This window comes from Polaromonas sp. P4_F9, assembly GCF_056401235.1.
The window spans coordinates 158,959-184,774 of record NZ_JBFUJT010000002.1 but is presented as its reverse complement, the minus strand read 5'-3'; the positions used below and the strand labels follow the sequence as shown (position 1 = coordinate 184,774).

The following is a 25,816-nucleotide window of genomic DNA, read 5'->3' as shown; positions in this document are numbered from 1 at the left end:
GCAATCATGACAACACAAAAATCGCTCCGTACAAAATCTTTGCGCATTGGCTGCGCCACAGGTTTCTGGGGCGACTCCGAAGCCGGCGCCACACAGTTGGTGATGAACGGCGACATCGAATACCTCGTCTTTGATTTCTTGGCTGAAATCACCATGTCGCTGCTGGCACGCGCCCGCGCAAAGTCGGCGGATGCCGGTTATGCACCTGACTTTGTGCGCATCATCGCGTCGCTGGCCGGCGAGCTTAAGGCGCGCGGCATCAAGGTCGTGTCCAACGGCGGTGGCGTCAACCCAAAAGCCTGCGGCGAGGCGCTGGCCAAACAATTGCAGGCGTTGGGCGTGGACCTGAAAATCGCAATCATCGAAGGAGACGATCTTTCCGCCAGGGCCGATGAATTCAGGGCTGCCGAGGTCCATGAGATGTTCAGCGACGCTGTTATGCCCCCCCAGTTTCTGAGCATGAATGCTTACTTGGGAGCCCAGCCGATTACCGCTGCACTGGCTGCAGGCGCCGACATTGTCATTACAGGCCGGGTTGTTGACAGCGCCGTGACGCTGGCCCCCCTGATGCATGAATTCGGCTGGTCCTGGACCGACTGGGACAAGCTTGCCACCGGTAGCCTGGCGGGCCATGTCATCGAATGCGGCACCCAGGCGACAGGTGGACTGTTTACCGACTGGGAGCGCGTGCCCGGCTGGGACGATATGGGTTTCCCGATTGCCGAATGCGATGCGTCGGGCGAAAGTTTTGTGCTGACCAAACCTGTCAATACCGGCGGGCTGGTGGAGCCGGCCAGCGTTGCCGAGCAGGTGATTTATGAAATTGGCGATCCTGCTGCCTACCTGCTGCCTGACGTGACATGCGACTTTAGGAATGTAGAGCTGGTGCAGGACGGGGCAGATCGCGTGCGGGTGAGCGGGGCGCGCGGCCGCCCTGCGCCTGCTACATACAAAGTCAGCGCCACTTTCAGCGAAGGCTGGCGTGTCCTCAGTACCGTGATGGTTGGCGGAGTGGACGCAGCACGCAAGGCGCAGCGCGTCGGTGAGTCCATACTGAAGCGCACGCGCCGCATGTTCTCCGAAAAGGGTTGGGCCGACTACAGCGAAACCAGCCTGGAAGTACTGGGTGCGGAAGGCACTTACGGCCCCCACGCACGCACTGCCCATACACGCGAGGTCGTTCTCAAAATTGCCGCCAAACATGCGTCGCGCGAGGCGCTGGAGTTGCTGGCACGCGAGATTGCCCCCTCGGCTACAGCCATGGCGCAAGGCCTCACCGGTTTTGCCGCAGGCCGGGCCTCGCCTTCGCCTGTTGTGCGCCTGTTTTCCTTCCTGACGGACAGAAGCCTTGTGAAAGCATCCGTCAGCATGGACAGCCGGCCGCTGCCATTTGAAGAAAAATTCACACCCGACTCGTCCGACGTTGCCTTGGCCCAGGCATATATGCCCGCGTATCCCTCGAAAGGCGCAACACTGACCGTGCCCTTGCTGCGCGTGGCGCATGGCCGCAGCGGCGACAAGGGCGATATGGCCAACATCGGCATCATTGCGCGCTCGGACGCGTTGTATGCGGTGCTCCTGAAAAACCTGACCGCAGACACCGTGCGCGACTATTTCGCCCATGTGGCCAAAGGCAAGGTCTCGCGTTACAGCCTACCCGGCTTCAACGCCCTCAATTTCACGCTGGAAAATGCTCTGGGCGGTGGTGGGGTTGCATCGCTGCGTTACGACCCCCAGGGCAAGGCACTGGCCCAGATGCTGCTGGACATTCCCGTGGACGTTCCTGCCGCCCTTCTGGAGAATTTGCCATGAGAACTGTTATGGATACCAACAACGATACCCAGGAAGCCGATGCACCGGCCACCAATCCGGCCGGAAAACAGACGCCTCGCCGCATGCGGCGAGCGGCAGAGATCATTGCCGCAGCGCGCGATACCTTTCTCGACAAAGGCTTTGAGCGCGCATCTGTCAGTGAAATAGCGGCAAAGGTCGGCGTGGTTGAAGGCCTTCTGTATTCCTATTTTCCGACCAAGCGCGATCTGCTCAATGAGGTCCTGCGCGGCATGTACGAACCGCTGATCCGCGAGATGGAAGACGGTTTCAGCCGCCTCCAGGGCCTGCGCAGCCGGCTGCGATTTTTGATCTGGCGGCACCTGCGTGTGTATGTGGAAGACCCGGGACTCTCACGCCTGGTGCTGCATGAAGTGCGCACGCGGCCGGAATATTTCAACTCCGCATTGCACGAACTGCATGTGCGGTACACGGATTTTTTGATGCGCACCGTGCGTGATGCCATCACATCCGGTGAATTGCCCCAGGACACCGACGCCGAAATGATTCGTGGCATGGTTTACGGCGGCATAGAACACCGCATGTGGGGTGTGCTCTTCGGGCGTGACACCGTCAATGTTGAAGTCGCTGCAGACCGTTTCACCGACATGGTGTTGCGCGGCATCGTGCCAGCCGGACAAACTGAAGCGTCACCAGCATCCGCCCCTTACAGCCGCGAAGACATAGAACGCCGGCTGGAACGCCTGGAAAAAATAGTGGCTGCCGGCGCATCGCCGGTTTCCACCCCCGCAGCACCACGCCGAAAAAAAATCTTATGACCACTATACGAAAACTTTTTATTGCGAACCGCGCCGAGATCGCACTGCGCATTGTGCGTACTGCACGGCGCATGGGCATCGCCACCGTCGTACCGCGCCACAGCCAGGACCAGTTCGGGCCTGCACTTGCCGAAGCTGATGAAACAGTCGAGGTGTTTGGCACCCCCGCAGTGGCTGCCTGGCTGGATATTTCCGGCATGATCCGCGCGGCGATGGATACTGGTTGTGATGCGATTCACCCGGGCTATGGCTTCCTCTCCGAGAATGCCGCCTTCGCAAAGGCAGTGGCAGAAGCCGGCCTGACCTTTGTCGGCCCACCCGCTTCAGTGATCGAACTGATGGGTGACAAGATCACGGCACGCCGTTTTGCCGTCACCCAGGGCGTTCCGGTCACGCCTTCAGCGGACGAGGCCGAAGACCCGGCCACCTTTGCACAGCGCGCACGCGCGGTAGGCTTTCCGCTGCTGGTCAAGGGCGCTGCTGGCGGCGGCGGCAAGGGCATGCAAATTGCGCGGCGTGAAGAGGAACTGGCGCATGCCATCAGCGTCGCGCGAGCCGAAAGTCAGCGTTATTTCGGCGATGGCCGACTGTTTGCGGAACGGTTTGTCGAGCAGCCCCGCCATATTGAAGTGCAGGTGTTTGGCGATACCCATGGCCAGGTCATTCACTTGGGCGAGCGTGAGTGCTCGATACAGCGGCGCTTCCAGAAACTGATTGAGGAGTCCCCGGCCCCCGAATTGCCGGACGGCCTGCGCGACCGTATCTGCGATGCCGCAGTGAAGCTGGCCGCCGCTGCGGGTTATGTCAACGCAGGCACGGTGGAATGCATTGTGTCGCCCGACGGCGAATTCTTCTTCCTTGAAATGAACACCCGCCTGCAGGTGGAGCATCCGGTAACCGAGATGGTGACCGGGCTTGATCTGGTCGAACTGCAATTGCGGGTGGCGCAGGGTGAGCCGCTGCCGATCAGGCAAGCCGATGTTCTGTTCGGCGGCCATGCCATTGAATGTCGCATCCTGGCCGAAGATGCCGATGCCGGTTTTGTGCCCGACACCGGCAAGGTGCTGCTGCTTCATGCACCCGCAGGCCCCGGTGTGCGTTTTGATTGCGGCGTGACCGAGGGCGCGCCAGTGACGGCCGATTTCGATTCCATGCTGGCCAAGCTGGTGGTGCATGGCGCAGACCGCACGCTGGCGATCTCGCGTATGCGCAGCGCCCTGGCTGAAACCGCCATGCTGGGCGTGACCATCAACAATGATTTTCTTTCCCGCGTGCTGCACCACTCCGCTTTTGCGCGTGGCGAGACCGACACCGGCTTCCTGGAACGCCACAAGGCCGACCTGGCGCCCGCCACCCTGACTGACGCAGAACGCCAGGCCCTGCTCGCCGTCGCAGCCAGCGCCGCGCCCGATATTTCAACCAACCGCATCCCCGAGCCCTATGCCTCCATGGGCGCGTGGCGCAACTGACTTCAAAAATGATCACACTTCAATTTTCTGACACGCCGGACACACGGCACCAGGCGCAGGTCCGCACCGATGCCGTGTATATCGATGGCGCATCCGTGCAGGTCCGCAAGGCCTCCAGCGGCAATTTCGTTACCATGCTGGGCGGCCGCAGCGAACATTTTCGCGCGGTGGCCCATGGCGACACCATTTACGTGCAACTCAGGGGCCGGTCGATCAAGGTCAACCGGGTTGATCCGACGCGCGCCACCGCTTCTGGCGCTGCGGGCGGCGCCGGTGCTTCACATGCACCCATGCCGGGCGTGGTCGTGTCGCTGCTGGCCAGCCTGGGCCAGCAGGTCAAAAAAGGCGATGCCCTGCTGGTCATCGAAAGCATGAAACTGCAGATGACCATTTCTGCCACGCTGGATGGTGAAGTGGCCGAAATGCCGCTGATCATCGGCCAGACTTTCCAGCGCAACGACATGCTGGTGCGCCTGCAAACCGCCGGAGAAACCGTATGAGCCGCATCGTCAGCAAAATCGACACCGCATCGCCGGCCTTTAAAAAGAACCTTGCGGCGATGACGCAGAAGGTGGAAGCACTGCAAGCCAAGGTGCACAAGGTGCGCTTCGAGCGGCCCGAGCGGGACATTGAGCGCTTGCACCGCCAGAAAAAGCTCACGGTGCGCGAGCGGCTGGATTTGCTGCTGGACCCCGGCACCCCCTTTTTGGAGATCGGAACGCTGGTGGCCAACAAGGCCTATGACGGCGAGGTGCAGGGCGCCGGCCAGGTCTCGGGCATAGGCATCATCCACGGGCGCGAGGTCATCATCCATGCGGATGACCCCAGCATCAAGGGCGGTGCGTGGTACCCACTGTCGGTCAAGAAGATAGTCCGCACGCTGGATATCGCCATCGAGAACCGGCTGCCCGTGATCCACCTGTGTGACAGCGCCGGCGGCTTCCTGCCGCTGCAGTCCGACTTGTTCCCGGATCGCCACGCGGCGGGTCGCATCTTCCGCAACCAGTGCACGCTCTCGAAGATGGGCGTGCCGCAGATTGCGGTGGTGCTGGGCCATTGCACCGCCGGCGGCGCCTACATTCCTGCGCTGTGCGACTACAGCGTGATCGTGCGCGGTAATGGCGGCGTCTTCCTGGGCGGGCCGCCGCTGGTCAAGGCCGCGACCGGTGAAGTCGTCACCGCCGAAGCGTTGGGCGGAGCGACCATGCACACCACGGTTTCGGGCACCTGCGACTATGCGGCAGACGACGAACCGCATGCGCTGGCGATTGCGCGCGACATCTTTGCCAACACGTCACCCATTCCCAAACAGACCATTGACCGCATCGAGGCCGAAGCCCCTTTCTATGACCCGAAGGAGCTGTATGGCATCGTGCCTACCGACTGGAAAACCGGTTTCGACATGCGCGAAGTGATTGCCCGCGTGGTGGACGGCAGCCAGTTTCATGAATACCAGCCCGACTACGGCACCACCATGATTTGCGGTTACGCCCGCATCTGGGGTTGCAAGGTCGGCATCCTGGCCAACAACGGCGTGCTGTTCAATGACAGCTCGCTCAAGGCGGCGCACTTCATGCGCCTGTGCGACCGCGACCGCACGCCGCTGGTGTTTTTGCAGAACATCACGGGCTACATGGTGGGCCGTGAGTACGAAGAGCGCGGCATCACCAAGGACGGCGCCAAGATGATCATGACGCAGGTCGGCTGCACGGTACCCAAGTTCACCGTTATTGTGGGCGGGTCGTTCGGCGCCGGCAATTACGGCATGTGCGGCCGCGCCTTCGATGGCCGCTTCCTCTGGATGTGGCCGCAGTCGCAGATTGCCGTCATGGGCGCCGAGCAGGCCGCCAACACGCTGGCGGACGTCAAAATACGCCAGCTGCAGCGCAAGGGGCACGAACTGGATGCGGAACAGATCGCCGCCATCCGCGACCCGGTGCTGGAAAGCTTTGAGGCCGAAAGCGATGCCTATTACTCCACGTCGGAAATGTGGGACGACGGCATCCTGGACCCGGTCGATACCCGCAATGCGCTCGGCATGGCCATCGTTGCCTCGCTGAACGCGCCGTTTGACGACATGGGTTACGGCGTTCTGCGCCTTTGATTCTTTCCTGTCACGCATTCCGCAGGAGTTTTCATGATTGCCGTTGACGACAGCTCGACCATAGGCGAGACGTTTTTTCGTACCACCCAGGCGTATGCGGGCAAGTCCGTGCTGGCGGTGCCGGTCAACGCCGCACGCGGCTACCACCCTGCCGGCGTGGAGATCACCTATGGCGATGCCGAAAAGGCCGTGCGCGCCCTGATGCAGACCTATGCCGCCGCCGGTTACGGTGTCGGCCACCGCGTCGCCCTGTTACTGGAAAACCGGCCCGAGCACATGCTGCACAAGCTGGCCATGAACGCCCTGGGCGTGTGCTGTGTGCCGCTCAATCCCGACCACAGGCCGCGTGAACTGGCGTATGTGCTGGACCATGCCAAAGTGGACCTGGTGGTCGTGCTCACTTCGCTTGCAGCCCAGTTGGGCCAGAGCATGAATCAAGCAGGGCGCAGCAAGCCACAGATTACGCTGTTCGAGAACTTTGCCACTGGCTTGTCACCGGCTACCCATAAGGCAACGTCCACCACGCCAGACCCCGCCACGCCCGCCAGCATTCTTTACACCTCCGGTACCACGGGACGGCCTAAGGGGTGTGTGCTGTCGCATGGCTACGAACTGGCCGCCGGCGCCTGGTACGCCACCCGCGGCGGGTTGTCGACCTTTGGCGAAGCCTGTGAGCGCATCTACAACCCGCTGCCGCTGTTCCATGTCAACGCCTCCATCTTCTCGTTTTACTGCGCCATGCTCAAGGGCAACTGCCAGGTGCAGACCGACCGCTTCCAGCCTTCGCGCTGGTGGACGGAGGTGTATGAGTCAAAGGCCACCGTGGTGCATTACCTCGGCGTGATCGTGCCCATGTTGCTGGGCCAGCCCGAGCATCCCCATGAACGTGACCATGCCGTTCGCTTCGCCATTGGCGCGGGCGTCGAACCGCAACGCCATGCAGCGTTTGAGGCACGTTTTGGCTTTCCGTTGATCGAAATATGGGGCATGACCGAGATGGTCCGCGCCATCATCGACAACCAGGTACCGCGCGAGGTGGGCACACGCGCCTTGGGCCGCGCCATGCCGGGCGCCGAGGTGCGTGTGGTCGATGACAACGATGTGGACCTGCCCGACGGTGTGGAAGGCGAAATGATCGTGCGCCACAGCGCCGCTACGCCACGCAAGCATTTTTTCAGCGGCTACCTCGACGACGAAGTCGCGACCGAGATCGCCTGGCGCGGGGGCTGGTTCCACACCGGCGACATCATCACGCGAGACGCGACCGGCCTTCTGCGTTTTGTCGACAGGCGCAAAAACATCATCCGCCGTTCGGGCGAGAACATTGCTGCCGCAGAAGTCGAGGCCTTGCTGCAGGCGCATCCGCTGGTGGAGCATGTGGCGGTACTGGCCGTGAAAGACGAGGTGCGCGAAGAAGAAGTGCTGGCCTGTATCGTGTTGAAGAACGGGCCGCCACAGGACCCTGCGGCAACCGCCCGCACACTTTTTGACCATTGCCACAACAACCTGGCGTACTACAAGGCGCCGGGCTGGCTCTGGCTGACCGACAGCATCCCGACCACGGCCACGCAAAAAATCCAGAAACATCAGATCTTTGAGCCCGGACTGGACCCACGCACCCTGGGCGGCATGATCGACCTGCGCGCACTCAAGAAACGCGATGTACGGCCGGCCGTGCCGCAATCCCTCTCTGACGCCTGAGGCTACTGCCATGTCTTTGCCCGTACTGTTCCAGAATGCCCTGTCCATTCCAGCCATCGGTTCACCGATGTTCCTGGTGTCTTTCCCGCCGCTGGTCAGCGCGCAGTGCAAGGCCGGCGTGGTCGGATCCTTTCCGCACGTCAATGCGCGCACCTCTGCACAGTTCGACCAGTGGCTGACAGACATTGAGGCCGAACTGGCCGGCCACCGAGCGGCCAACCCGGCCGCCGTGGTGGCACCGTACGGTGTCAACCTCATCGTGCACCGCACCAATGCGCGGTTTGAGCCTGACCTCGACATCGTGGTTGCGCACCGCGTACCCTTTGTCATCACCTGCCTGGGTCACCCGGGCAAGGTGGTGGATGCCGTGCACGCCTATGGCGGCACGGTATTTTGTGACGTTACCAGCGCGGCCCATGCGCGCAAGTCCATGGATGCCGGTGTGGATGGCCTTATCTGCGTGGGCGCCGGGGCCGGCGGCCATGCATCCAGCCAGAGTGCGTTTTCATTGGTACGCGAGATCCGCGAGTTCTGGGATGGCTGCCTGGTATTGGGTGGTGGCATCAATGATGGCCACCAGATACGCGCCGCCGAAGCGCTGGGCGCCGACCTTGCCTACATGGGCACGCGCTTCCTGGCAACGCGGGAGTCCAATGCGCAGGACGAATTCAAGCAGATGGTGGTGGACAGCGGCGTGTCCGACCTGGTCTATACCGACAGGCTGTCCGGCGTGCATGCCAACTTCCTCAAACCGTCGCTGGACCGCTTTGGCATTGACGTGGCCACGTTGCCACCCAAGACGCCCGACATGGCGTCATTGACCGACACCACCGCCAAACTCTGGAAGGACCTGTGGAGCGCTGGCCAGGGCATCGCCACCATCCGTGACCTGCCAACGGTGGCGGAGCTGGTCAGGCGCATCGCGGAAGAATACGAACAGGCATGCAAACTGGGCCGCAGCGCCGCCGTCAGGCCGGCGCTCGCAAGTGCATGATGCATGAGCAAGTCCATGTCGCCCATTGATTTTTATTTTGACTTCGCGTCGCCCTATGGCTACTTCATGTCGGAGAAGATCAATGCGCTGGCCGGCCAGCATGGCCGTACTGTTACCTGGCGGCCTGTTTTGCTATTTGCCATGCTGCGTGCACTCGGGCTACCGCCGCCGTTTGAACATCCCGTCAAGCTGGAATACATCACCGCCGACTTCGAACGTTCGGCGAAATTCCTGGATGTTGAATACCGCATGCCTGCAGCCTTTCCGGCGTTGACGCAACACGCAGCACGCGCCTATTACCTGCTCAATGAAAAAGCGCCCGGCGCCGCGGTGTCGTTTGCGCGGGACGTGCTGCGCAGCTACTTTTGCCAGGGGTGCGATATTTCAGACATCGAGGTGATCTCGCAGATGGTGTGTGAAACCACCGACTGCCTCGGCGCTGCGGCCGCGGTACGCGAGCATTTGAAGACCGACGCAGCCAAGGCGTTACTGCAAGACGCCATCACTGCGGCGGTTGAGAAAAAAGTTTTTGGTTCACCGTTTGTCATCGTCGACGGTGAGCCCTTCTTTGGCGTTGATCGCCTGCCGCAGATTGCAGAAAGACTGGCCGGCCACACCGCCGCTTGACGGCTGTCAACGCCAATACCCCCCGGAGACACGCATGAAGCAAGACCTCGTTATCACGGAAACCATCGGTCACGTCGGCCTCATGCGTTTCAACAACCCTGAAGAGCTGAACACGCTGCACGTTCCCATGCTGCTGGCCATGGAGGAAGCGCTCACCGTGCTGGAGCACAACGCCAGCGTGCGCGTCATCGTGGTCACCGGCGTGGACGACAAGGCGTTTATCGCCGGCGGCAACATAAAAGATCTCAATGCCAGGCGCGGCCTGCAGCACTACAACGAATTTTCTGAGACGGTGCACCGCGTTTTCAGGCGGTTTGAAGTCTGCAACAAGCCGACAATTGCAGCCGTTAACGGGTGGGCGCTGGGCGGCGGCATGGAGTTCATGCTCACCATTGACATCCGGCTGATGGCCAACGAAGCCAGGATCGGCCTGCCCGAAATCAAGCTAGGCATTTTTCCTGGCGGCGGCGGCTCCCAGCGCCTGATGCGCCAGTTGCCCCTGTGTCAGGCCAAGCTGCTGATGTTCACCGGGGACTTTTTGAATGCAGAAGAAGCTGTGACCATGGGCCTGGTCAATCAGGCGGTGCCCAGGGCGCGGTTGCTGGACGAGACCATGAAGCTCGCCCACCGGATCGCCGAAAAATCACCAATCGCCCTGAAGTTTTTAAAAAGCTCCATGCTCCACGGCGCAGACATGCCGCTCCCGGCAGCCTTGGCACACGAGGCCGCCACCATCAGCCTGGTGTTTGACAGCGAGGATGCGCACGAGGGATGTAGCGCGTTTGTGGAGAAGCGGAGACCTTGCTTCGAAGGAAGGTAACAGGTAAATGTTGGCCCGACTCCTGAATGCGAAAATTCAAATTGGAATAAAGTAAAAATGAGGATCAAGTTATGAGCCGTGAAGTTGTTGTTGTCAGCGGTGTGCGCACCGGCATCGGTACCTATGGCGGCAGCCTGAAGGACATTCCTCCCATCGAGCTAGCCACCATCGTCGTGCGCGAATCGCTGTTGCGCGCCGGCGTCGAAGGCAAGGACGTCGGTCATGTGGTGTTCGGCCACGTCGTCAACACCGAGCCGCGCGACCTGTACCTTTCACGCGTGGCAGCCATACAGGGCGGCTGTGCTGAAAGCACACCGGCCATGAACGTCAACCGCCTGTGCGGCTCCGGCCTGCAGGCCATCGTTTCGGCCAGCCAGTCCATCCTGCTCGGCGACGCGGATATTGCCATCGGCGGCGGCGCCGAGAACATGAGCCGCGGCCCCTACGCCAGCTTGAACACCCGCTGGGGTGCCCGCATGGGAGACAGCAAAATGGTCGACATGGTGCTGGGCGCGCTGCATGATCCCTTCCAGACCATCCACATGGGTGTGACGGCCGAGAACATCGCCGCCAAGTGGGGTGTCAGCCGCGAAGAGCAGGACGCCATCGCCACCGAAAGCCACAACCGCGCCCAGCGCGCCACCGAGGCAGGCTACTTCAAGAGTCAGATCGTGCCCGTCATGATCAAGACCAAAAAAGGCGAGGCAGCCTATGTGGCCGACGAGCATTTTCGCGCCGACTGCAGCGTGGCGGACATGGCCAAGCTCAAGCCTGTCTTCCTGAAAGAAAACGGTACTGTCACCGCCGGCAATGCCTCCGGCATCAACGACGCGGCCGCCGCCGTGGTGCTGATGGAGCTAGGTGCCGCCAAGGCCCGTGGCGCCAAACCATTGGCCCGCCTGGTGGCCTACGCGCACGCCGGCGTGGATCCCAAGTACATGGGCATCGGCCCGGTGCCCGCTACCAAGCTGGCATTGCAAAAAGCCGGCCTCACGGTCAAGGACCTGGACGTGATCGAGGCCAACGAAGCCTTTGCCGCCCAGGCCTGCGCCGTGACGCGTGACTTGGGGCTGGACCCGGCCAAGGTCAACCCCAACGGTTCGGGCATCTCGCTAGGCCACCCGATTGGCGCGACCGGCGCGCTGATCACCGTCAAGGCCATCCACGAGTTGCACCGTATCCAGGGCCGCTACGCCCTAGTGACCATGTGTATTGGTGGCGGTCAGGGCATTGCTGCGATTTTTGAACGCATGTAAGGCTGGCGGGCGCGTTAGAGCAGGCTGAGAAATCGAACCATGAGGCAGCAACTGATCCTTGGGGGCGAACTTTGCGTGGTCAACGGGCCTGGTTTCAGCCAGTATCGGCCGTTTCGAACCAGGCCGTCTACAAAGCCTGATGCCCCATGACGTAACTGAAATTCCCTCTATTGACTACAGAGACCCATCATGTTTCGAACCCTGCTGAAATCCAAAATCCACCGTGTTGCAGTAACCCATTGCGAGCTCCACTATGAAGGCTCGTGCGCCATCGACGAAGACCTGCTGGACGCGGCTAACATTGTCGAGAACGAGCAAATCCATATGTGGAACATCAACAATGGCGAGCGTTTTGTCACGTACGCCATCAAGGGTGAACGCGGCTCCGGCATGATTTCGGTCAACGGCTCGGCCGCACGCCGCGCCTCTGCCGGCGACCTGATCATCATCGCGGCTTTTGCCCAGGTGCACAACGACCAGCTTAGCGCGCATGAACCCCAACTGGTATTTGTGGACGACAAGAACCGCCAGACTGAGTTGCGCCACAAGGTTCCCACCCAGCGCCTGTAATGCCACCCCCGCGCGGCTGGCCCACCCCCTCATTAGCGTTGCCCGATGCTCATCGAACACCTGAACCGTCAACGGCTTGAACGCGAGGCCCAGGGGCTACAGCGCCAGCGCCGCATCGCCGAGTCGCCGTGCGCGCCGCGCCAGCAGGTTAGCCAGGGCGGGCAGCCAGCGCGCGAGATGCTGGCGTTTTGCAGCAACGACTATCTGGGCCTGGCCAATCACCCGGCCCTGGTCGAGGCGCTGGCGGAGGGCGCGCGGCAATTCGGCGCCGGCAGTGGCGCCTCGCACCTGATCAGTGGCCACTCGCGCGCCCATGCCGGGCTCGAAGACGATCTGGCTGCCTGGCTGGCACCCTGCATTCCCGATGCTGCGGCGCTGTACTTCTGCACCGGCTACCTGGCCAACCTGGCCTTGCTCACCGCCCTGGGCGACGCCAGCGCCACGATCTTTGCCGACAAGTTCAATCATGCTTCGCTGATTGACGGTGCGCTGCTGGCCAAGGCGTCTATGCAGCGCTATGCCCACCGCAACCTGACCGTACTGGCCGGCCAGCTGGGACGCTGCACGACGCCCATCAAGCTGATCGTGACCGATGCGGTCTTCAGCATGGACGGCGATCTGGCCGACCTGCCGGCGCTGCTGGCGCTGGCCGAGCGTTTTGACGCCTGGCTGATTGCGGACGATGCCCATGGCTTTGGCTTGATCGGCGCTCAGGGCCGCGGCAGCCTGTCGCATTTTGGCTTGTGCAGCGAACGCCTGATCTACATGGGCACGCTGGGCAAGGCGGCGGGCCTGGGCGGCGCTTTTGTCGCGGCCCACCCGAGCATCATCGACTGGCTGGTGCAGTCGGCCCGCGCCTACATCTACACCACTGCCGCGCCGCCCGCCGTGGCCCATGCCTTGCGCGAGAGCCTGCAGCTAATTAGCGGCGCCGAGGGCGATCAGCGGCGCGCCCAACTTCAGCAACTGATCGCCCAGCTGCGCACGCAGCTTACCGCCCTGATCGCCGCGCACCCGACCCTGGGTTGGCGGCTGGCGGACTCCAGCACCGCGATTCAGCCGTTGATCGTGGGCGACAATGCCGCCGCCCTGGCGCTGATGGCCGCACTGGATGCCCAAGGTCTGTGGGTGCCGGCCATCCGCCCGCCCACCGTACCGGTCGGCACGGCCCGGCTGCGCATCACGCTCAGCGCCAGCCACAGCGTCGCGGATGTACAGCGCCTGGTCGATGGCCTGGTCTGCGCCGCGCGGGAGTTGCCATGACCGCATCTCCTCCGCTGCCCGGCTGCTTTGTTACCCGCTGCCGTGGCGGCCCCTCTGGACAATGCGGCCCTCAGAAGCGTGTTTTCCTGGCTTCGCCTTTTTTCTCTTCCCTCTTCACCTGAGAAATTCACCCATGACGACCATTGCCACCATTCCCGTTTCGACCCTGCGTCGCGCCCCCGCGCCCTCCACCGCGCCGCAAGCACCGCTTCGCTGGCAGGTCGAAGATATCGCTGCCCTGTACGAACTGCCGTTCATGGACTTGCTGTTTCGCGCCCAACAGGTGCATCGCGAACACTTTGACGCCAACGAAGTGCAGTTGTCCACGCTGCTGTCCATCAAGACCGGCGGCTGCGCCGAAGACTGCGGCTACTGCCCGCAGTCGTCCCATTTCGAGACCGGGGTGAAAGCCAGCAAGCTGATGCCGCTGGCCGAGGTGATGCAAGCCGCGCAGGCGGCCAAGGCCCAGGGTGCCACCCGCTTTTGCATGGGCGCGGCCTGGCGCAGCCCGAAAGAGCGCGACATGGAGCGTGTGACCGAGATGGTGCGCGAGGTCCGCTCGCTGGGCCTGGAGACCTGCATGACACTGGGCATGCTTGAGGCCGAGCAGGCCCAGGCGTTGAGAGAGGCCGGGCTGGACTATTACAACCACAACCTGGACAGCTCGCCCGAGTTTTACGGCGACATCATCAGCACCCGCACCTACCAGGACCGGCTCGACACGCTCGGTCATGTGCGCGATGCCGGCATCAATGTCTGCTGCGGCGGCATCGTCGGCATGGGCGAAAGCCGGCTGCAGCGCGCCGGGCTGATCGCGCAACTGGCCAACCTCAGCCCTTACCCCGAATCGGTGCCCATCAACAACCTGGTTGCGGTCGAAGGCACGCCGCTGGCGAACACCCCGCCACTGGACCCGTTCGAGTTCGTGCGCACCATCGCCGTGGCCCGCATCACCATGCCCACGACGATGGTGCGCTTATCGGCCGGACGCGAGCAGATGGATGAAGCCCTGCAGGCGCTGTGCTTCGCGGCGGGCGCCAATTCGATTTTTTATGGCTACAAGCTGCTCACCACCAGCAACCCGCAAGCCGATCGCGACCGCCAGCTGTTTGAGCGCCTGGGACTCAAAAGCCAAGGCGCTCGCTCCACAGCGCAACTGGCGCAGTAAACATGAACGCGGTAACCATGAGCGCAGACCTGAGGCCGCCAGCGCTGGCGCGTCCCCTCATGAATGCCGCGTTCCTGGCCAACCCCTATCCAACTTACCACGCCTTGCGGCGGGCCGGCGCTATCCACTGGAGCGAGGAATTCTTTGGCGGCGCCTGGCTGCTGACACGCCATGCCGATGTCGAACTGGTGTTGCGCGACCCGCGCTTTTCTGCGCAGCGTACCGGTGGCTGGGTCAAGGGCCGCGAAGACTCTCCTGGGGAACTGAGCGGCTTTCAACAGCTGTTTGCCCGAGCCCTGCTGTTTCTCGACGCACCGGACCACCCGCGCATCCGCAAGGTGCTGCATGCGGGCTTTCGGATGGATGTGCTTCAGCGGCTGGTTCCGCACATCGAGCAGGCGGTCACTGAACTGCTCGACCAGGGGGAGGGCGCGGACTGCTTCGACTTCATCGAGACGGTCGCCCGGCCGCTGCCGGTGCGCGTGATCACGCTGCTGCTGGGCATCGAGTGCCTCCAGTACGATGACTTCATGGCCTGGTCAGAGGATCTTGCCAGCTTCATAGCCGCACCCCAGCCCACGCGCGGGCAGGCACGCCGGGCCCAGACCAGCCTGCTGGCCATGGGCCGCTACTTCGAAATCCTGCTGGAACAAAAGCGCCAAACGCCGGGCGACGATCTGACCAGCCGCCTGGTGCAGGCCGAGGCCCAGGGAGAGATCCAGGGCGGCGCCGAGCTGCTCGCACAGTGCGCCATGCTGCTGTTTGCGGGTTTTGAAACCACGCGCCATTTGCTGGGAAGCGGCTTGCAGGCATTGCTGGCGCATCCCGGGCAATGGCAGCGCCTGCGGCAGGCCCCCGAACTACTACCAGGCGCGGTGCGCGAGCTGCTGCGCTACGACAGTCCCGTGCAATACACCGGGCGACGCGTAACGACCGATATGGTGCTGCATGGCCAGCAACTGCGCCGCGGCGATCTGGTGGTACCCCTGATCGGCGCCGCCAATAGGGACCCGCGGCGTTACGCGCAGCCCGACGCTCTCGACATCACCCGGCGCGACGGCAGTTCGCTGTCATTCGGCTCGGGCCCGCACGTTTGCATCGGTGCGGCGCTCACACTGATGGAGGCCGAAATCGTCTTCCGGCAATTGTTGCGGCGGTGGCCCGAACTCAGTCTTGTCGATGCCACGCCGCGCTGGATCAGCAACCCGCTCTACCGTGGGCTGGTGACTCTGTCACTGAGGCGTGAGGCGCCCGCCTAGCCAACGGCATTCAAACCAGCACGGCGCTGAGTTGATCTAGCCGCGCAACTCACTAAGGCTGCCTTGGCACTAGCGTCGGCGAAGTCAATGAGCGTTTGCATGGCCGTATTTTTATGGTGAATTTTCAGCGACATTGCGTGAGCCGAACACAGCACGCACCGCAATGGGTTACGAATAAGCACGCTGTCCTCTCATTAGTCGGGAGATTAATCACTGGAAACGCGCCTACCTTCGATAAGTACTTGTTTTAGCAAGTTGACAAAATGCACCCGCAATGCTCCGCACGGGGGCAGGGGGGCTGTTTATGCCGCGGTGCGCAGCACGGGCAAACCTAAACAATATCGGTTAGTGCCATGGCAGTGTTTGATGGTACTTTTTTTAGGGCGTTTTCTAGGTACCATCAAAAGTACCATCAAAACGGCTGCATACCAGTGTATTCCACTGCACGACCTTGGACAAAGAAAAACCCGCAATGCCAATAGGCATGCGGGTTTTTGGCTTTTTTTGGATGTTGGGGTGGTACCACCAACAGGAATCGAACCTGTATCTAGCGCTTAGGAGGCACTCGTTCTATCCATTGAACTATGGCGGCACTTTTTCTGCTTTTGTACTTCTTTCGAAGAACTGGAATTGTATGCGCTGGCTCCGGGGAACCGGGATGGGTGCTTGCTTCGATGCGGCTCGGTTGCCAGGGTTCAATCGTAAGGCACGGTGAAGATCAGGTCCACGGCGCTTTGCTGGCCCGTTTGTGCGCGTACCGTGAAGCGCTGCGACAGGTCATAAAAAACATACAGGGTGCCCAGCGCACCGGAAATGCTGCGCTCGTAGGCGGCATAAAAATTACGCGAAAAGCGCTTGCCCAGCGTGACGGCGCCCTGCGTGGTCGTGCCGTCCGCATTGCTGGAGGCGCCGCGAAACGACAGCTCGTCCAGTCCCAGCGACGAGGCCAGCCCGCCTGACATGCCGCCGCCTTTGCTGCCCAGCAGGGCCAGCGCCGCCTGCTGCAGCAGCGCGGCTTCCGCGCCCCCGGATGCCGATGCCCGGCCCACCACCAGCCAGGACAGTTTTTCGGCATCGGGCAGCTCGGGCTGGGCATACAGGCGCACGCGGGGCAGCAGGGCGGTACCGGTGATTTGCACGCCCACGCGCTGCGTCAGGTTGGGGCGGATGGCCAGAATGTCGAGGGCCGGGTTGTCGAGGGGGCCTGTGAAGCGCAGCACGCCCTGTTCGACGTCCAGGCGCTGGCCATAGGCGCGGTATTGTCCGCCCGCGGTGTTGACAGTGCCGGTCAGGCGAGGTTCGCGGAGCGACTCGCCGTACAGGCTGAGGGTGCCGCGTATCCGCGTGTCGATGCCTTTGCCTTGAACGCGAAAGTCATTGCCCAGGCCCAGTTGCAGCGCCAGCTTGACGGGCCGGGCATCCCTGTCGGCGGTGGCGCCGCTGGTTTGCGCCGGCGCCTTCTGGCCGGTCGCGCTGCCGCGGGTGGTGCGGACCACGACGTCTTCGCCCAGCTGCGGCGTGCCTTCGTCGGGCAGGATGATGCGGGCCTGGTCCACCACCAGTTTGCCGGTGAGCTCGGTCTGCACGCCCTTGAGGCTGGCCTGCACGTCACCGGAGATGGTCAGCTGCCGGTCGGTTCGTATGCTGGCGCGCAGCCGCTCCAGCTGGGCCTCCAGCTGCACCTGCGGCTGGCCGTCGATCCAGCCGGCTTCGCCCCGCGCCGTCAGGCTGCCGCCCGTCCCCTTGTCGCCGGCGCCCTGCAGGGTGAATTCGTTGATGCGCATGCGCGTGCCGTCGAGCCGTGCGCGCAGGCGGCCGTTGCCAAACTCGATGCCGTCTACGACAGAACGCAAGGCCAGGTCGTTGGCCTGCAACTCGCCTGCCAGCTGGGGGGCGGCCCGCGTGCCGCTGATCGTCAGATCGGTGCCCAGCGAGCCGCGAAGCCGCCAGCCGGGCGGCGCCAGCACCGACCAGACACCAATGCGCGGCAGCTGCGCACGCAACTGGCCGCTCAAGGGCGCGTCTGCGGGCCACAGCCACCCGCCGCCCGCGTCGGCCGGAGCGCGTGCCAGGCGGGTGCGGAGCTGGCCGCCGGCCGTGCCAGCGCGCTCGCTGTCCCAGCGCGCAGCCAGGGTCAGCGCTTCTGCCTCATTGACCAGCGACAGGCGCGCTTCTTTCACGCCCGCCGCCACCCGTGTTGGCACGCCCTGCACGGTTTCTGCCTGCACGCTGATGTCGCCGCTGCTGCGGGCCAGCGTGGCTTTGAGGCGCAGCGTGTCGCTGAGGGTGGCCTCCCACTGGCCGTCGAGCAGCAGGTTGCCGCCCAGGCCGGCGCCGGCCATCTGCGGACCGCCCAGCAATTCAATCCAGGCCAGCGGCAGGCCGGTGAGCTTGCCGGACGTGATGAGTTCGCCGGGGCGCCAGCGCACCGGCTGCCAGGCCAGGACGGCCGGCGCGGAGGCGGTGCTGGGTCCCCCTGCGGCGGTCTGCGCCGGCGCGCTCAGCAGGGCTTCCCCCGCACCGCTTTCGAAGGCGCCGCCCCGCGCCGGTGTCCATGCGAGCGGCACCGTGCCACGGGTGGCAAGCCGCCACGCACCGCTGCCACTGCCGAGGGACGGGTCTTCCACGCTGAGGCTGAGCTGCTTGAGCAGGCCTTGCCATGCGGATTCACCCAGCGGCAGCTTGCGCGTGGCAGGGGTGCGCCCGCCTTCAGCGGCCAGTTGCAGCGCATAACGCCGTTGCCCGGCCTCGAGGCGGCCCTGGGTGCTCAGTTGCATCTGGTTGAGCCGGCCCGACAGGCTGGTTTGCAGGGCGCGGATTTTGAGCGTGTCGGCTGCCTCTGCCGTGCTGGCGGCTGCGGGTGGACGCCCGGCAGGGGCGGGAGAGGCGGCCGCTGCCTTGGCCGGCGGTGCGTGCCAGTCGAATGAAGGCACCTCCAGCCGCGCCTGCACGCTGGGGTCTTGCCAGCCGCCGTCCCAGCTGGCCTGCAATTCCGCGCTGCCGCGGGCAGAGGCTGTCTGCAGCGCGGCGGGCAGGCCCGGCAGTTCCTGCAGCCAGCGCAAGGCCAGCGCTGCATCCCGGCCGCGCAGGCTGAGGTTTCCCTTGCCGCTGGCCTGCCGCAGCTCGCCCTGCAGTTTCGCGTCCAGTCCGGGCGCCGTCAGGGCCAGGTTGCCCTTGCCACCCCAGGCCTTGGGCTGGGCTTCCAGTTGGCCTGCCAGTTCCGCGTCATCGGTGCGAATGCGCAGCGCCGACAGTGCCAGGGTGCCGCCGGCCTGGGTCGGGTTCCAGGTGCCCGTGGCGCTCGCATCGCGCAGGCGCAGGAGGCCAGGGGAACGTTGGCCTGCCGCCTTGGCCTTGGCCCTGGCGCTGGCGCTGGCGGGCGGCTTGATGCCATTGCCTGCGGCCTGCAGGCTGGCGTCGAAGCGGGTGCTTGTTCCTTCGCTGGCCACGGTAGCCCGGCCGTCAACAGGCTGCGGCGCAAGCTGGGAGTACAGCAGCGCCGGGTTGATCTGCTGCAGGGTGGCCTGCAGCTTCCAGGCCGGGGCGACCGTAGCGGGTGGAGTGGGTGGAGCGGGTTGAGCGGAGCTTGGAGCGGAGGCGCGCGTTGACGGTGGTTTGGGTGGAGACGCCGTGCCCGCGGCCGGCGCCCATTCGCCCGTGGCCAGCAGCTCGCCGCCACCCAGCCGCGCCTTGAGCGTGCGAACCAGCGCCGCACCGTCGCGCCATTCGCCCTGGGTTTCCAGTCGTTCAATGGGCAGCCGCCTCTGATCCCAGGGGCCGGGCAAGCCGTTGGCCATCTGTAGTTGAATCAGCCAGGCCGCGCTGGCTGTTGCGGCCGTGTCAGCGGGTCGTACGCTGGCGTTACCGGTCAGCAGGGTTTGCGGCATGTCGGGCCACAGGCCCGCAATGTCGAGATCGCGAAAGGTCGCATCGGCCTGCGGCAGGGGTTGTGCCGCCCAGGGCATCACATGTGCCGTCGCCGTCGCGTGGGGTTGCGCGCGGCCGCCAGGCGCGCTGCCTGTCATTTGAAGCTGGCCCTTGACCTGCATGTCGGTGATCGGTCCGCTGGCCGTGGCGGTGAATGCCAGCGGCAAAGGTTTTTTGCTGTTCGGAAGTTCGGCGGACAGCGCACCCGACAGGCTGGCTTCGAGCGCGACCGGGCTGCGCGCAGACAACCTGGCGCGGCCCTGGTAACGGCCTTGGGCCACCTCGGCATCCAGCAACTGCAGCTGATGCGCCAGCCCGTCAAATTCATAGCGCCCTGAAATGCTGGAGGCCGTGACGGCTGTCTTGCCCTGCAGGGCGAACTGGCCCACCGAGAAGTGGGCCAGTACCACCCGCAGCGGCAATCCGAGCGCGGTGGGCGGCGGCGATGGGGCTGAAGGCGGGCGCTGGTCGTGCACCTGCACACTGCCCGCCGCCAGCCGGTCCAGCCGCAGCGTGCCGTGCAGCAGCGACCAGGGCTGCCAGGCGAGGCTCACATCGCGCACCTCGACGCTGAGCCCCTCCTGCTGCCAGGCCAGCCGGTCGACCTGCCCGCCTTCGCGCAACGAACCTGTGGCCCGCCCGGCCGTCAGCGGCTGTGACTGCGCCAGCCAGCGAAGCGCGGTGGCCAGCGAGCCTTCCGTGCCCGCCCACCACCAGGTCAGCGCCACGGCCAGAACAGCCAGCAGCAACAGGCTGCCCACCGCGACAGCCATGGCTGTCAGCCATCGCCGCGTGGACTGTGCCCGATTCGCCCCGGCTTTCGGCGGGGCTGCCTCGGCAGCGGATTGCTTCGGCGTGCTCATCAGAAGATAAACCCCACACTGACATGCAGGCGCACATGCTTGACCTTGACGCCGTAGGCCAGGTCCATCTGCAAGGGACCAATCGGGCTGCGCCAGCGCACGCCGGTGCCCACGCCGACCGAGGGACGCAGGTCCTGGGGCTTGTCGGCCACGGCGCCGGCATCGATGAACAGCGTGTTTTCCCACTCGGTGGTGACGCCGCTGCGAACAATGGGGCGTTGCCATTCCACGCTCCCCACGGCGAGGTAGCGGCCGGGGCCGATGGTGCCGTTGTCGAGCCTGATGCCGATGTCGCGGTAGCCGTAGCCGCGCACGGTGGCGTCGCCGCCGGTGCGAAACAGCTGCGTGCCCGGGATGCGTGCCGCGTCCTTGGCCAGCACGGCGCCGGCCTCCGCGCGCATGGCAATGCGCCCGCGCTCCAGTGACCGGATGCCCAGCCAGCGGCCCACGGCGCGGGTGAAAGGCTGGCGGTCCTGGCCCAGCGTGGTGCCCCCGCCCAGTTCAAACCCCAGCCCGTAGCCCCGGCTGGGGAAGGGCACGCTGTCAAAGTAGCGGCCGGTCCAGACATAGTTGGCAGTGAGCGCCGAGCCATCGCCCGTGTCCGCGGCGGTATTGCCGAGCTGGCCGGCACCATGCACGCGGGCCCGGTCATATTGCAGGTACATGTTGCGGTCTATGTGGTCGCCGGCCTGCGTTCGGCCAAAACGCAGCCGCTGGGCCTGCGTGATCAGTTCGTCGTCGTCGAGGCGTTCCACACGTCCCAGCGCGACCCAGCGCCAGTTGTCCTCGTTGGGTATGGCTGTCCACTCGGTTTGCGCAAAGGGATTTTTCTTTTCAGCCTGCAACTTGGTCACGGCACGCCAGCCAATGCCGGGAACGCGGTGATGGGTGTGCTCCACGGAAGCGCGCGGTCCGCTGTCCGTCGTGATGCCGACGCCGAACGTGACCTTTTGCAGTTTGGCCTCGCGCACCTGCACCTGTACCGGCGCTGCGAGCGGGTCGCTCTCGGGGTCGACAAAGATATAGGCCGAATCAAAATAGCCGCTGGAGGCCAGCCGCTGCTGCGCCTCCACCAACTGGCTCTGGTTATAGATAGCACCGGCGTTCAGGCGGGCCAGCCGCGGCACCAGTACGGGGTCATAGCGTTCCACGCCGCTGATCTGCATGGGGCCCAGGCGGTACAGCGGGCCGGAGTCGAGCTTGACCGACAGGCCGGCGGTTCGGGCGGGCGCATCCACATCGGCCAGGCTGTAGTCCAGTTTACCGGCGGGGTAGCGGCGCGCGACCAGTTGCCGCAGTGCCTGTGTCTTGGCACCGTCCCAGGCGTCCTGCGTGAAGCGCTGGCCGGTGGGCAGCCGCCAGTCGCGGCTGATTTCGGCGCGCTGGGCGATCGCGTCGGGATCAGGCGAGTCGGCAATGTCTCCCGCGAAGTCGATCGCCACCGCACCTGTGAGGGTGGCTTCGCCAGGATCGACCGCAACCACGATGGTGGGGCGCTGGTTCGCGCCGCCCTCACGCGTGATGCGGATCTCCGGGCTGAAGTAGCCCAGCGTTCCCACCAGGTTGCGTACATTGCGTTCGGCGAGCACGACCAGGCGGTTCAGCTCGGCCTCGTCGAGGTCTGTCACTGCGCGGTAGCGCTGCAGCTCGATATGCTTTTCGAGCAGTTCACGCACGGCAGGCGGAGCCCGCACTGCAATGTCAAAGGCTGTCACCTCCTGCGCTGCGCTGGTCGGCCCTACCGCGCCCTGGGGTGTGGGGCCCGGTGTTACTTTTTCCGGAGGGGGCGCGGGCGGCGGTGCGGTCTGTGCCGTGCCGGACGGTGGCGTTGTCACGGCAGTGGCGGCCGGGTCGGTAGCGGGCGCACCCGATTGCGCCCTGGCTGCGGGCGGGGAAAAAATCGCGAGGAAGGCGATGACAAGGGCGAGGCTCGCAGTGGTCAGTCCTGCCGGTGTTGCCGTCCGCGCGCAGCGGGTACTGGGGTGGGGCACACACCCAGTTTACTTGAGCCCTACTTGGAAAGCAGGCGCATCGCTTCTTCAAGTCCCTTGATGGTCAAGGGGTACATGCGCTGATTGACCAACTGCTGGATCACGCTGATGCTCTGGCGGTATTGCCACACGCCCTGCGGCTCGGGGTTGATCCAGGCGAACTTCGGGAAGGCATTGGTCAGCCGCTGCATCCATTCGGCGCCGGCCTCTTCGTTGTTGTATTCGACGCTGCCGCCCGGCTGCAATATTTCGTAAGGGCTCATGGTGGCATCGCCGACAAAGATCAGCTTGTAGTCCTTGTTGTACTTGCGGATGATGTCCCAGGTCGGGAACTTTTCGCTGAAGCGGCGGCGGTTGTTCTTCCACATGAAGTCGTAGACGCAGTTGTGGAAGTAATAAAACTCGAGGTGCTTGAACTCTGCCTTGACCGCCGAGAACATCTCCTCGACACGGTGGATGTGTTCGTCCATGGTGCCGCCCACGTCCATCAGCAGCAGCACCTTCACATTATTGTGGCGCTCGGGCACCATCTTGATGTCCAGCCAGCCGGCGTTGGCGGCCGTGGAGCGAATGGTGTCGTCGAGGTCCAGCTCTTCCACATTGCCCTGGCGCGCAAACTTGCGCAGGCGGCGCAGCGCCACCTTGATGTTGCGCGTGCCCAGCTCCTGGGTGTCGTCGTAGTCCTTGTAGGCGCGCTGGTCCCAGACTTTTACCGCGCTTTTATTGCGGCTTTTTTCCTGGCCGATGCGGATGCCCTGCGGGTTGTAGCCGTTCGCGCCAAAGGGCGAGGTGCCGCCCGTGCCAATCCACTTGCTGCCGCCTTCGTGGCGCTCTTTCTGTTCTTCAAAACGTTTTTTCAGCGTTTCCATGAGCTCGTCCCAGCCCATCTTTTCGATCTTCGCCTTGTCCTCGGCACTCAGTTCCAGCTCGAGGTTTTTCCGCAGCCATTCCAGTGGAATGTCCTTGGTGAAGTCGGCAATCATTTCCACGCCCTTGAAGTAGGCGGCGAAAGCGCGGTCGAACTTGTCGTAGTGCTTTTCGTCTTTCACCAGCACCGTGCGGCTGAGGTAGTAGAAGTCGTCGATCTTCCAGGCGCCCTCGCCACCTTCATCACCATTGCTATTGGCGTCGCTCTTTTCACTGTTCGGGCCGACCACTCCGGCCTCCAGCGCTTCAAGCAGCATCAGGTATTCCTTGACGGAGACCGGCAATTTGGCGGAACGCAGGGTGTAGAAGAAGTCAATCAGCATGGGGAACCCTCTTGCGGAATTTTCCCGCCGGGCCGCCCCAAGGGAAAAACGGCCCCTCGGGGGCAGCGCATTACACGAAGTGAAAAGCGTGGGGGCTCTTCATCCCAGCAGGGGCCGCGGGACTGGCTTTGCCAGACCGCAGGCGCAGCGGCCCCCTCGGGGGGCAGCGCATTACACGAAGTGAAAAGCGTGGGGGCCATATCAAGAGCGAGGTTTATCAAGCATATACAGCAGCTGCGCCTTGACCTCGGGCCATTCACCGGAACGCAGGCTGTACATCACGGTGTCGCGAATGGTGCCGTCGCGCCGCAGCGCGTGACCGCGAATCACGCCATCTTTTTGGGCCCCCAGGCGTTCAATGGCGCGTTGGCTGGCGAAATTGAAATTGTCGGTACGCCAGCCCACCACATGGCAGCCCAGCGTTTCAAACGCGTGGGTGAGCATGAGCAGCTTGCAGGTGGTGTTGACGTGGGTACGCTGGCTGCTGGCGGCATACCAGGTGTAGCCAATCTCGACGCGTTTGATGGCCGGCACGATGTCATGAAAGCTGGAGGTGCCAAGCACCTTGCCCGTGCCGGCGTCGGTGACCGCAAACGCCAGGCGGTTGCCGGTTTGCAGCGCGGTCTCGATATAGGCCTGCGTTTCATGGGGTTCAGGCACCGACGTGATGCGCAGCTTCCAGAGTTCGCCATCGCTGGCGGCGGCCCGCAGCCCCGCTTCGTGTTCCAGACCCAGCGGCACCAGCCGCACGCCGCGTGCTTCCAGGGTCACGGGTTCAACAAAAGCCATGCTCAGCTCTCCCCATTGGCTTTCTGGCGTTTTCTCCAGCGACGGGCCAGCTGAAGGCCCAGGCCACCGCCCAGGCCGACCAGCACAATGCCGCCAATGGCGCTGTTGTCATAGCCTTCGGCAAAAATATCCAGCCCTAGCAGGCGCCCGATCCAGTAGCCGAGGAGCGCGCCACCGACGAAGCCAATGGCGTCCGACAGGCCTTCCACCAACAATGATTTCTGGTTCATGAATGTGAACTCCGGGTTCAGCGGTTGTTGCGCTGCATGAACACCAGTTTTTCAAACAGCGTCACATCCTGCTCGTTTTTGAGCAGCGCGCCGACCAGCGGCGGCACCGCTACCTTGTCGTCCTTGCTGTGCAGCGCTTCCAGCGGAATGTCCTCGGCCACCAGCAGCTTGAGCCAGTCGAGCAGCTCGCTGGTAGATGGTTTCTTTTTGAGGCCGGGCAGGTTGCGCACGTCATAAAACGTTTTCATGGCGGCGGCCAGCAGTTCCCTCTTGAGATCGGGGAAATGCACATCGACGATCTGCTTCATCGTGTCGGCATCGGGGAACTTGATGTAGTGRAAGAARCAGCGGCGCAGRAAGGCGTCSGGCAGTTCCTTYTCGTTGTTGGAGGTGATGAACACCAGCGGGCGGTGCTTGGCCCGGATGAGCTCGCGTGTTTCGTACACATAGAACTCCATGCGGTCGATCTCGCGCAGCAGGTCGTTGGGAAACTCGATGTCGGCCTTGTCGATCTCGTCGATCAACAGGGCGACGGGCTGGTCGGACGTGAAGGCCTGCCAGAGCACACCCTTGACGATGTAGTTGTGGATGTCTTTGACCTTTTCGCCACCCTCGACGGTGCTCAGCTGGGAGTCGCGCAGCCGGGACACGGCATCGTATTCATAGAGACCCTGCTGTGCCTTGGTGGTCGACTTGATGTGCCATTGCAGCAGGGGCAGGCCCAATGCCTGGGCCACTTCCTCGGCCAGCATGGTCTTGCCCGTGCCGGGCTCGCCTTTGACCAGCAAGGGCTTTTTCAGGGCGGCGGAGGCATTGACGGCCAGCATCAGGTCTTGGGTGGCGACGTAGTTTTGTGAACCTTGGAATTTCATGTTCATGGGTCGAATGGATGGGGTGATGTGGACGGGGATGTAGACGCGAATGGA

At 63.6% G+C, this 25,816-nt stretch carries 20 protein-coding genes and 1 tRNA gene; 14 read left to right on the top strand and 7 right to left on the bottom strand.

The window, feature by feature from the left end:
• Positions 1–6: 6 nt before the first annotated feature.
• The 14 genes from AC1DUB_RS02960 (at position 7) to AC1DUB_RS02895 (ending at position 15,840) form a co-directional block, all read left to right on the top strand.
• Entirely contained in the window at positions 7–1,812 is a 1,806-nt protein-coding gene (locus AC1DUB_RS02960; RefSeq protein ID WP_477728225.1) for an acyclic terpene utilization AtuA family protein, read from the top strand.
• 8 nt (positions 1,813–1,820) lie between these two features.
• The gene (locus AC1DUB_RS02955; RefSeq protein WP_477728224.1) at positions 1,821–2,609 is read left to right on the top strand and encodes a TetR/AcrR family transcriptional regulator; all 789 of its coding nucleotides are present in this window, start codon (positions 1,821–1,823) and stop codon (positions 2,607–2,609) included.
• The gene (locus AC1DUB_RS02950; protein WP_477728223.1) at positions 2,606–4,078 is read left to right on the top strand and encodes an acetyl-CoA carboxylase biotin carboxylase subunit; all 1,473 of its coding nucleotides are present in this window, start codon (positions 2,606–2,608) and stop codon (positions 4,076–4,078) included. The genes AC1DUB_RS02955 and AC1DUB_RS02950 overlap by 4 nt, the downstream gene beginning before the upstream one ends.
• A gap of 8 nt (positions 4,079–4,086) precedes the next feature.
• Positions 4,087–4,578, top strand: coding sequence for an acyl-CoA carboxylase biotin carboxyl carrier protein subunit (locus AC1DUB_RS02945; protein WP_477728222.1), 492 nt, complete (start codon positions 4,087–4,089; stop codon positions 4,576–4,578).
• On the top strand, positions 4,575–6,182 hold the full coding sequence (locus AC1DUB_RS02940) for an acyl-CoA carboxylase subunit beta (protein WP_477728221.1): 1,608 nt from the start codon (positions 4,575–4,577) through the stop codon (positions 6,180–6,182). The genes AC1DUB_RS02945 and AC1DUB_RS02940 overlap by 4 nt, the downstream gene beginning before the upstream one ends.
• Positions 6,183–6,215: 33 nt before the next feature.
• On the top strand, positions 6,216–7,883 hold the full coding sequence (locus tag AC1DUB_RS02935) for an AMP-binding protein (protein WP_477728220.1): 1,668 nt from the start codon (positions 6,216–6,218) through the stop codon (positions 7,881–7,883).
• 10 nt (positions 7,884–7,893) lie between these two features.
• On the top strand, positions 7,894–8,877 hold the full coding sequence (locus AC1DUB_RS02930; RefSeq protein ID WP_477728219.1) for an NAD(P)H-dependent flavin oxidoreductase: 984 nt from the start codon (positions 7,894–7,896) through the stop codon (positions 8,875–8,877).
• Positions 8,878–8,892: 15 nt separating this feature from the next.
• Positions 8,893–9,504, top strand: coding sequence for a DsbA family protein (locus tag AC1DUB_RS02925; RefSeq protein ID WP_477728218.1), 612 nt, complete (start codon positions 8,893–8,895; stop codon positions 9,502–9,504).
• A 34-nt stretch (positions 9,505–9,538) separates the two neighbouring features.
• A complete protein-coding gene (locus AC1DUB_RS02920) occupies positions 9,539–10,324 on the top strand; it encodes an enoyl-CoA hydratase/isomerase family protein (RefSeq protein ID WP_477728217.1) in 786 nt (261 codons plus the stop codon).
• A 71-nt stretch (positions 10,325–10,395) separates the two neighbouring features.
• The gene (gene bktB / locus AC1DUB_RS02915) at positions 10,396–11,580 is read left to right on the top strand and encodes a beta-ketothiolase BktB (protein ID WP_477728216.1); all 1,185 of its coding nucleotides are present in this window, start codon (positions 10,396–10,398) and stop codon (positions 11,578–11,580) included.
• 189 nt (positions 11,581–11,769) lie between these two features.
• Entirely contained in the window at positions 11,770–12,150 is a 381-nt protein-coding gene (gene panD, locus AC1DUB_RS02910; protein ID WP_477728215.1) for an aspartate 1-decarboxylase, read from the top strand.
• Positions 12,151–12,195: 45 nt separating this feature from the next.
• Complete coding sequence (gene bioF, locus AC1DUB_RS02905; RefSeq protein ID WP_477728214.1) at positions 12,196–13,413, top strand: 8-amino-7-oxononanoate synthase; 1,218 nt, start codon at positions 12,196–12,198, stop codon at positions 13,411–13,413.
• A 133-nt stretch (positions 13,414–13,546) separates the two neighbouring features.
• A complete protein-coding gene (bioB, locus tag AC1DUB_RS02900) occupies positions 13,547–14,581 on the top strand; it encodes a biotin synthase BioB (RefSeq protein ID WP_477728213.1) in 1,035 nt (344 codons plus the stop codon).
• A gap of 17 nt (positions 14,582–14,598) precedes the next feature.
• Positions 14,599–15,840, top strand: a complete 1,242-nt coding sequence (locus AC1DUB_RS02895) for a cytochrome P450 (protein WP_477728367.1) — start codon at positions 14,599–14,601, stop codon at positions 15,838–15,840.
• Between the two features lie 517 nt (positions 15,841–16,357).
• Here AC1DUB_RS02895 and AC1DUB_RS02890 read toward each other — a convergent pair.
• The 7 genes from AC1DUB_RS02890 to AC1DUB_RS02860 all read right to left on the bottom strand — a co-directional run bounded on the left by AC1DUB_RS02890 (position 16,358) and on the right by AC1DUB_RS02860 (position 25,762).
• Positions 16,358–16,432: transfer RNA gene (locus AC1DUB_RS02890), tRNA-Arg, on the bottom strand.
• A 103-nt stretch (positions 16,433–16,535) separates the two neighbouring features.
• Entirely contained in the window at positions 16,536–20,540 is a 4,005-nt protein-coding gene (locus AC1DUB_RS02885) for a translocation/assembly module TamB domain-containing protein (protein ID WP_477728212.1), read from the bottom strand.
• An 89-nt stretch (positions 20,541–20,629) separates the two neighbouring features.
• Positions 20,630–22,621, bottom strand: coding sequence for an autotransporter assembly complex protein TamA (locus AC1DUB_RS02880; RefSeq protein WP_477728211.1), 1,992 nt, complete (start codon positions 22,619–22,621; stop codon positions 20,630–20,632).
• Positions 22,622–22,641: 20 nt separating this feature from the next.
• Positions 22,642–23,871: a vWA domain-containing protein gene (locus AC1DUB_RS02875; protein WP_477728210.1), complete on the bottom strand. Its 1,230-nt coding sequence runs from the start codon at positions 23,869–23,871 to the stop codon at positions 22,642–22,644.
• 201 nt (positions 23,872–24,072) lie between these two features.
• Entirely contained in the window at positions 24,073–24,660 is a 588-nt protein-coding gene (locus AC1DUB_RS02870; RefSeq protein WP_477728209.1) for a GNAT family N-acetyltransferase, read from the bottom strand.
• A gap of 2 nt (positions 24,661–24,662) precedes the next feature.
• The gene (locus AC1DUB_RS02865; protein ID WP_477719434.1) at positions 24,663–24,890 is read right to left on the bottom strand and encodes a hypothetical protein; all 228 of its coding nucleotides are present in this window, start codon (positions 24,888–24,890) and stop codon (positions 24,663–24,665) included.
• 17 nt (positions 24,891–24,907) lie between these two features.
• Positions 24,908–25,762 (bottom strand): AAA family ATPase, encoded by an 855-nt coding sequence (locus tag AC1DUB_RS02860; protein ID WP_477728366.1) that lies wholly within the window; start codon positions 25,760–25,762, stop codon positions 24,908–24,910.
• Positions 25,763–25,816 lie beyond the last annotated feature (54 nt).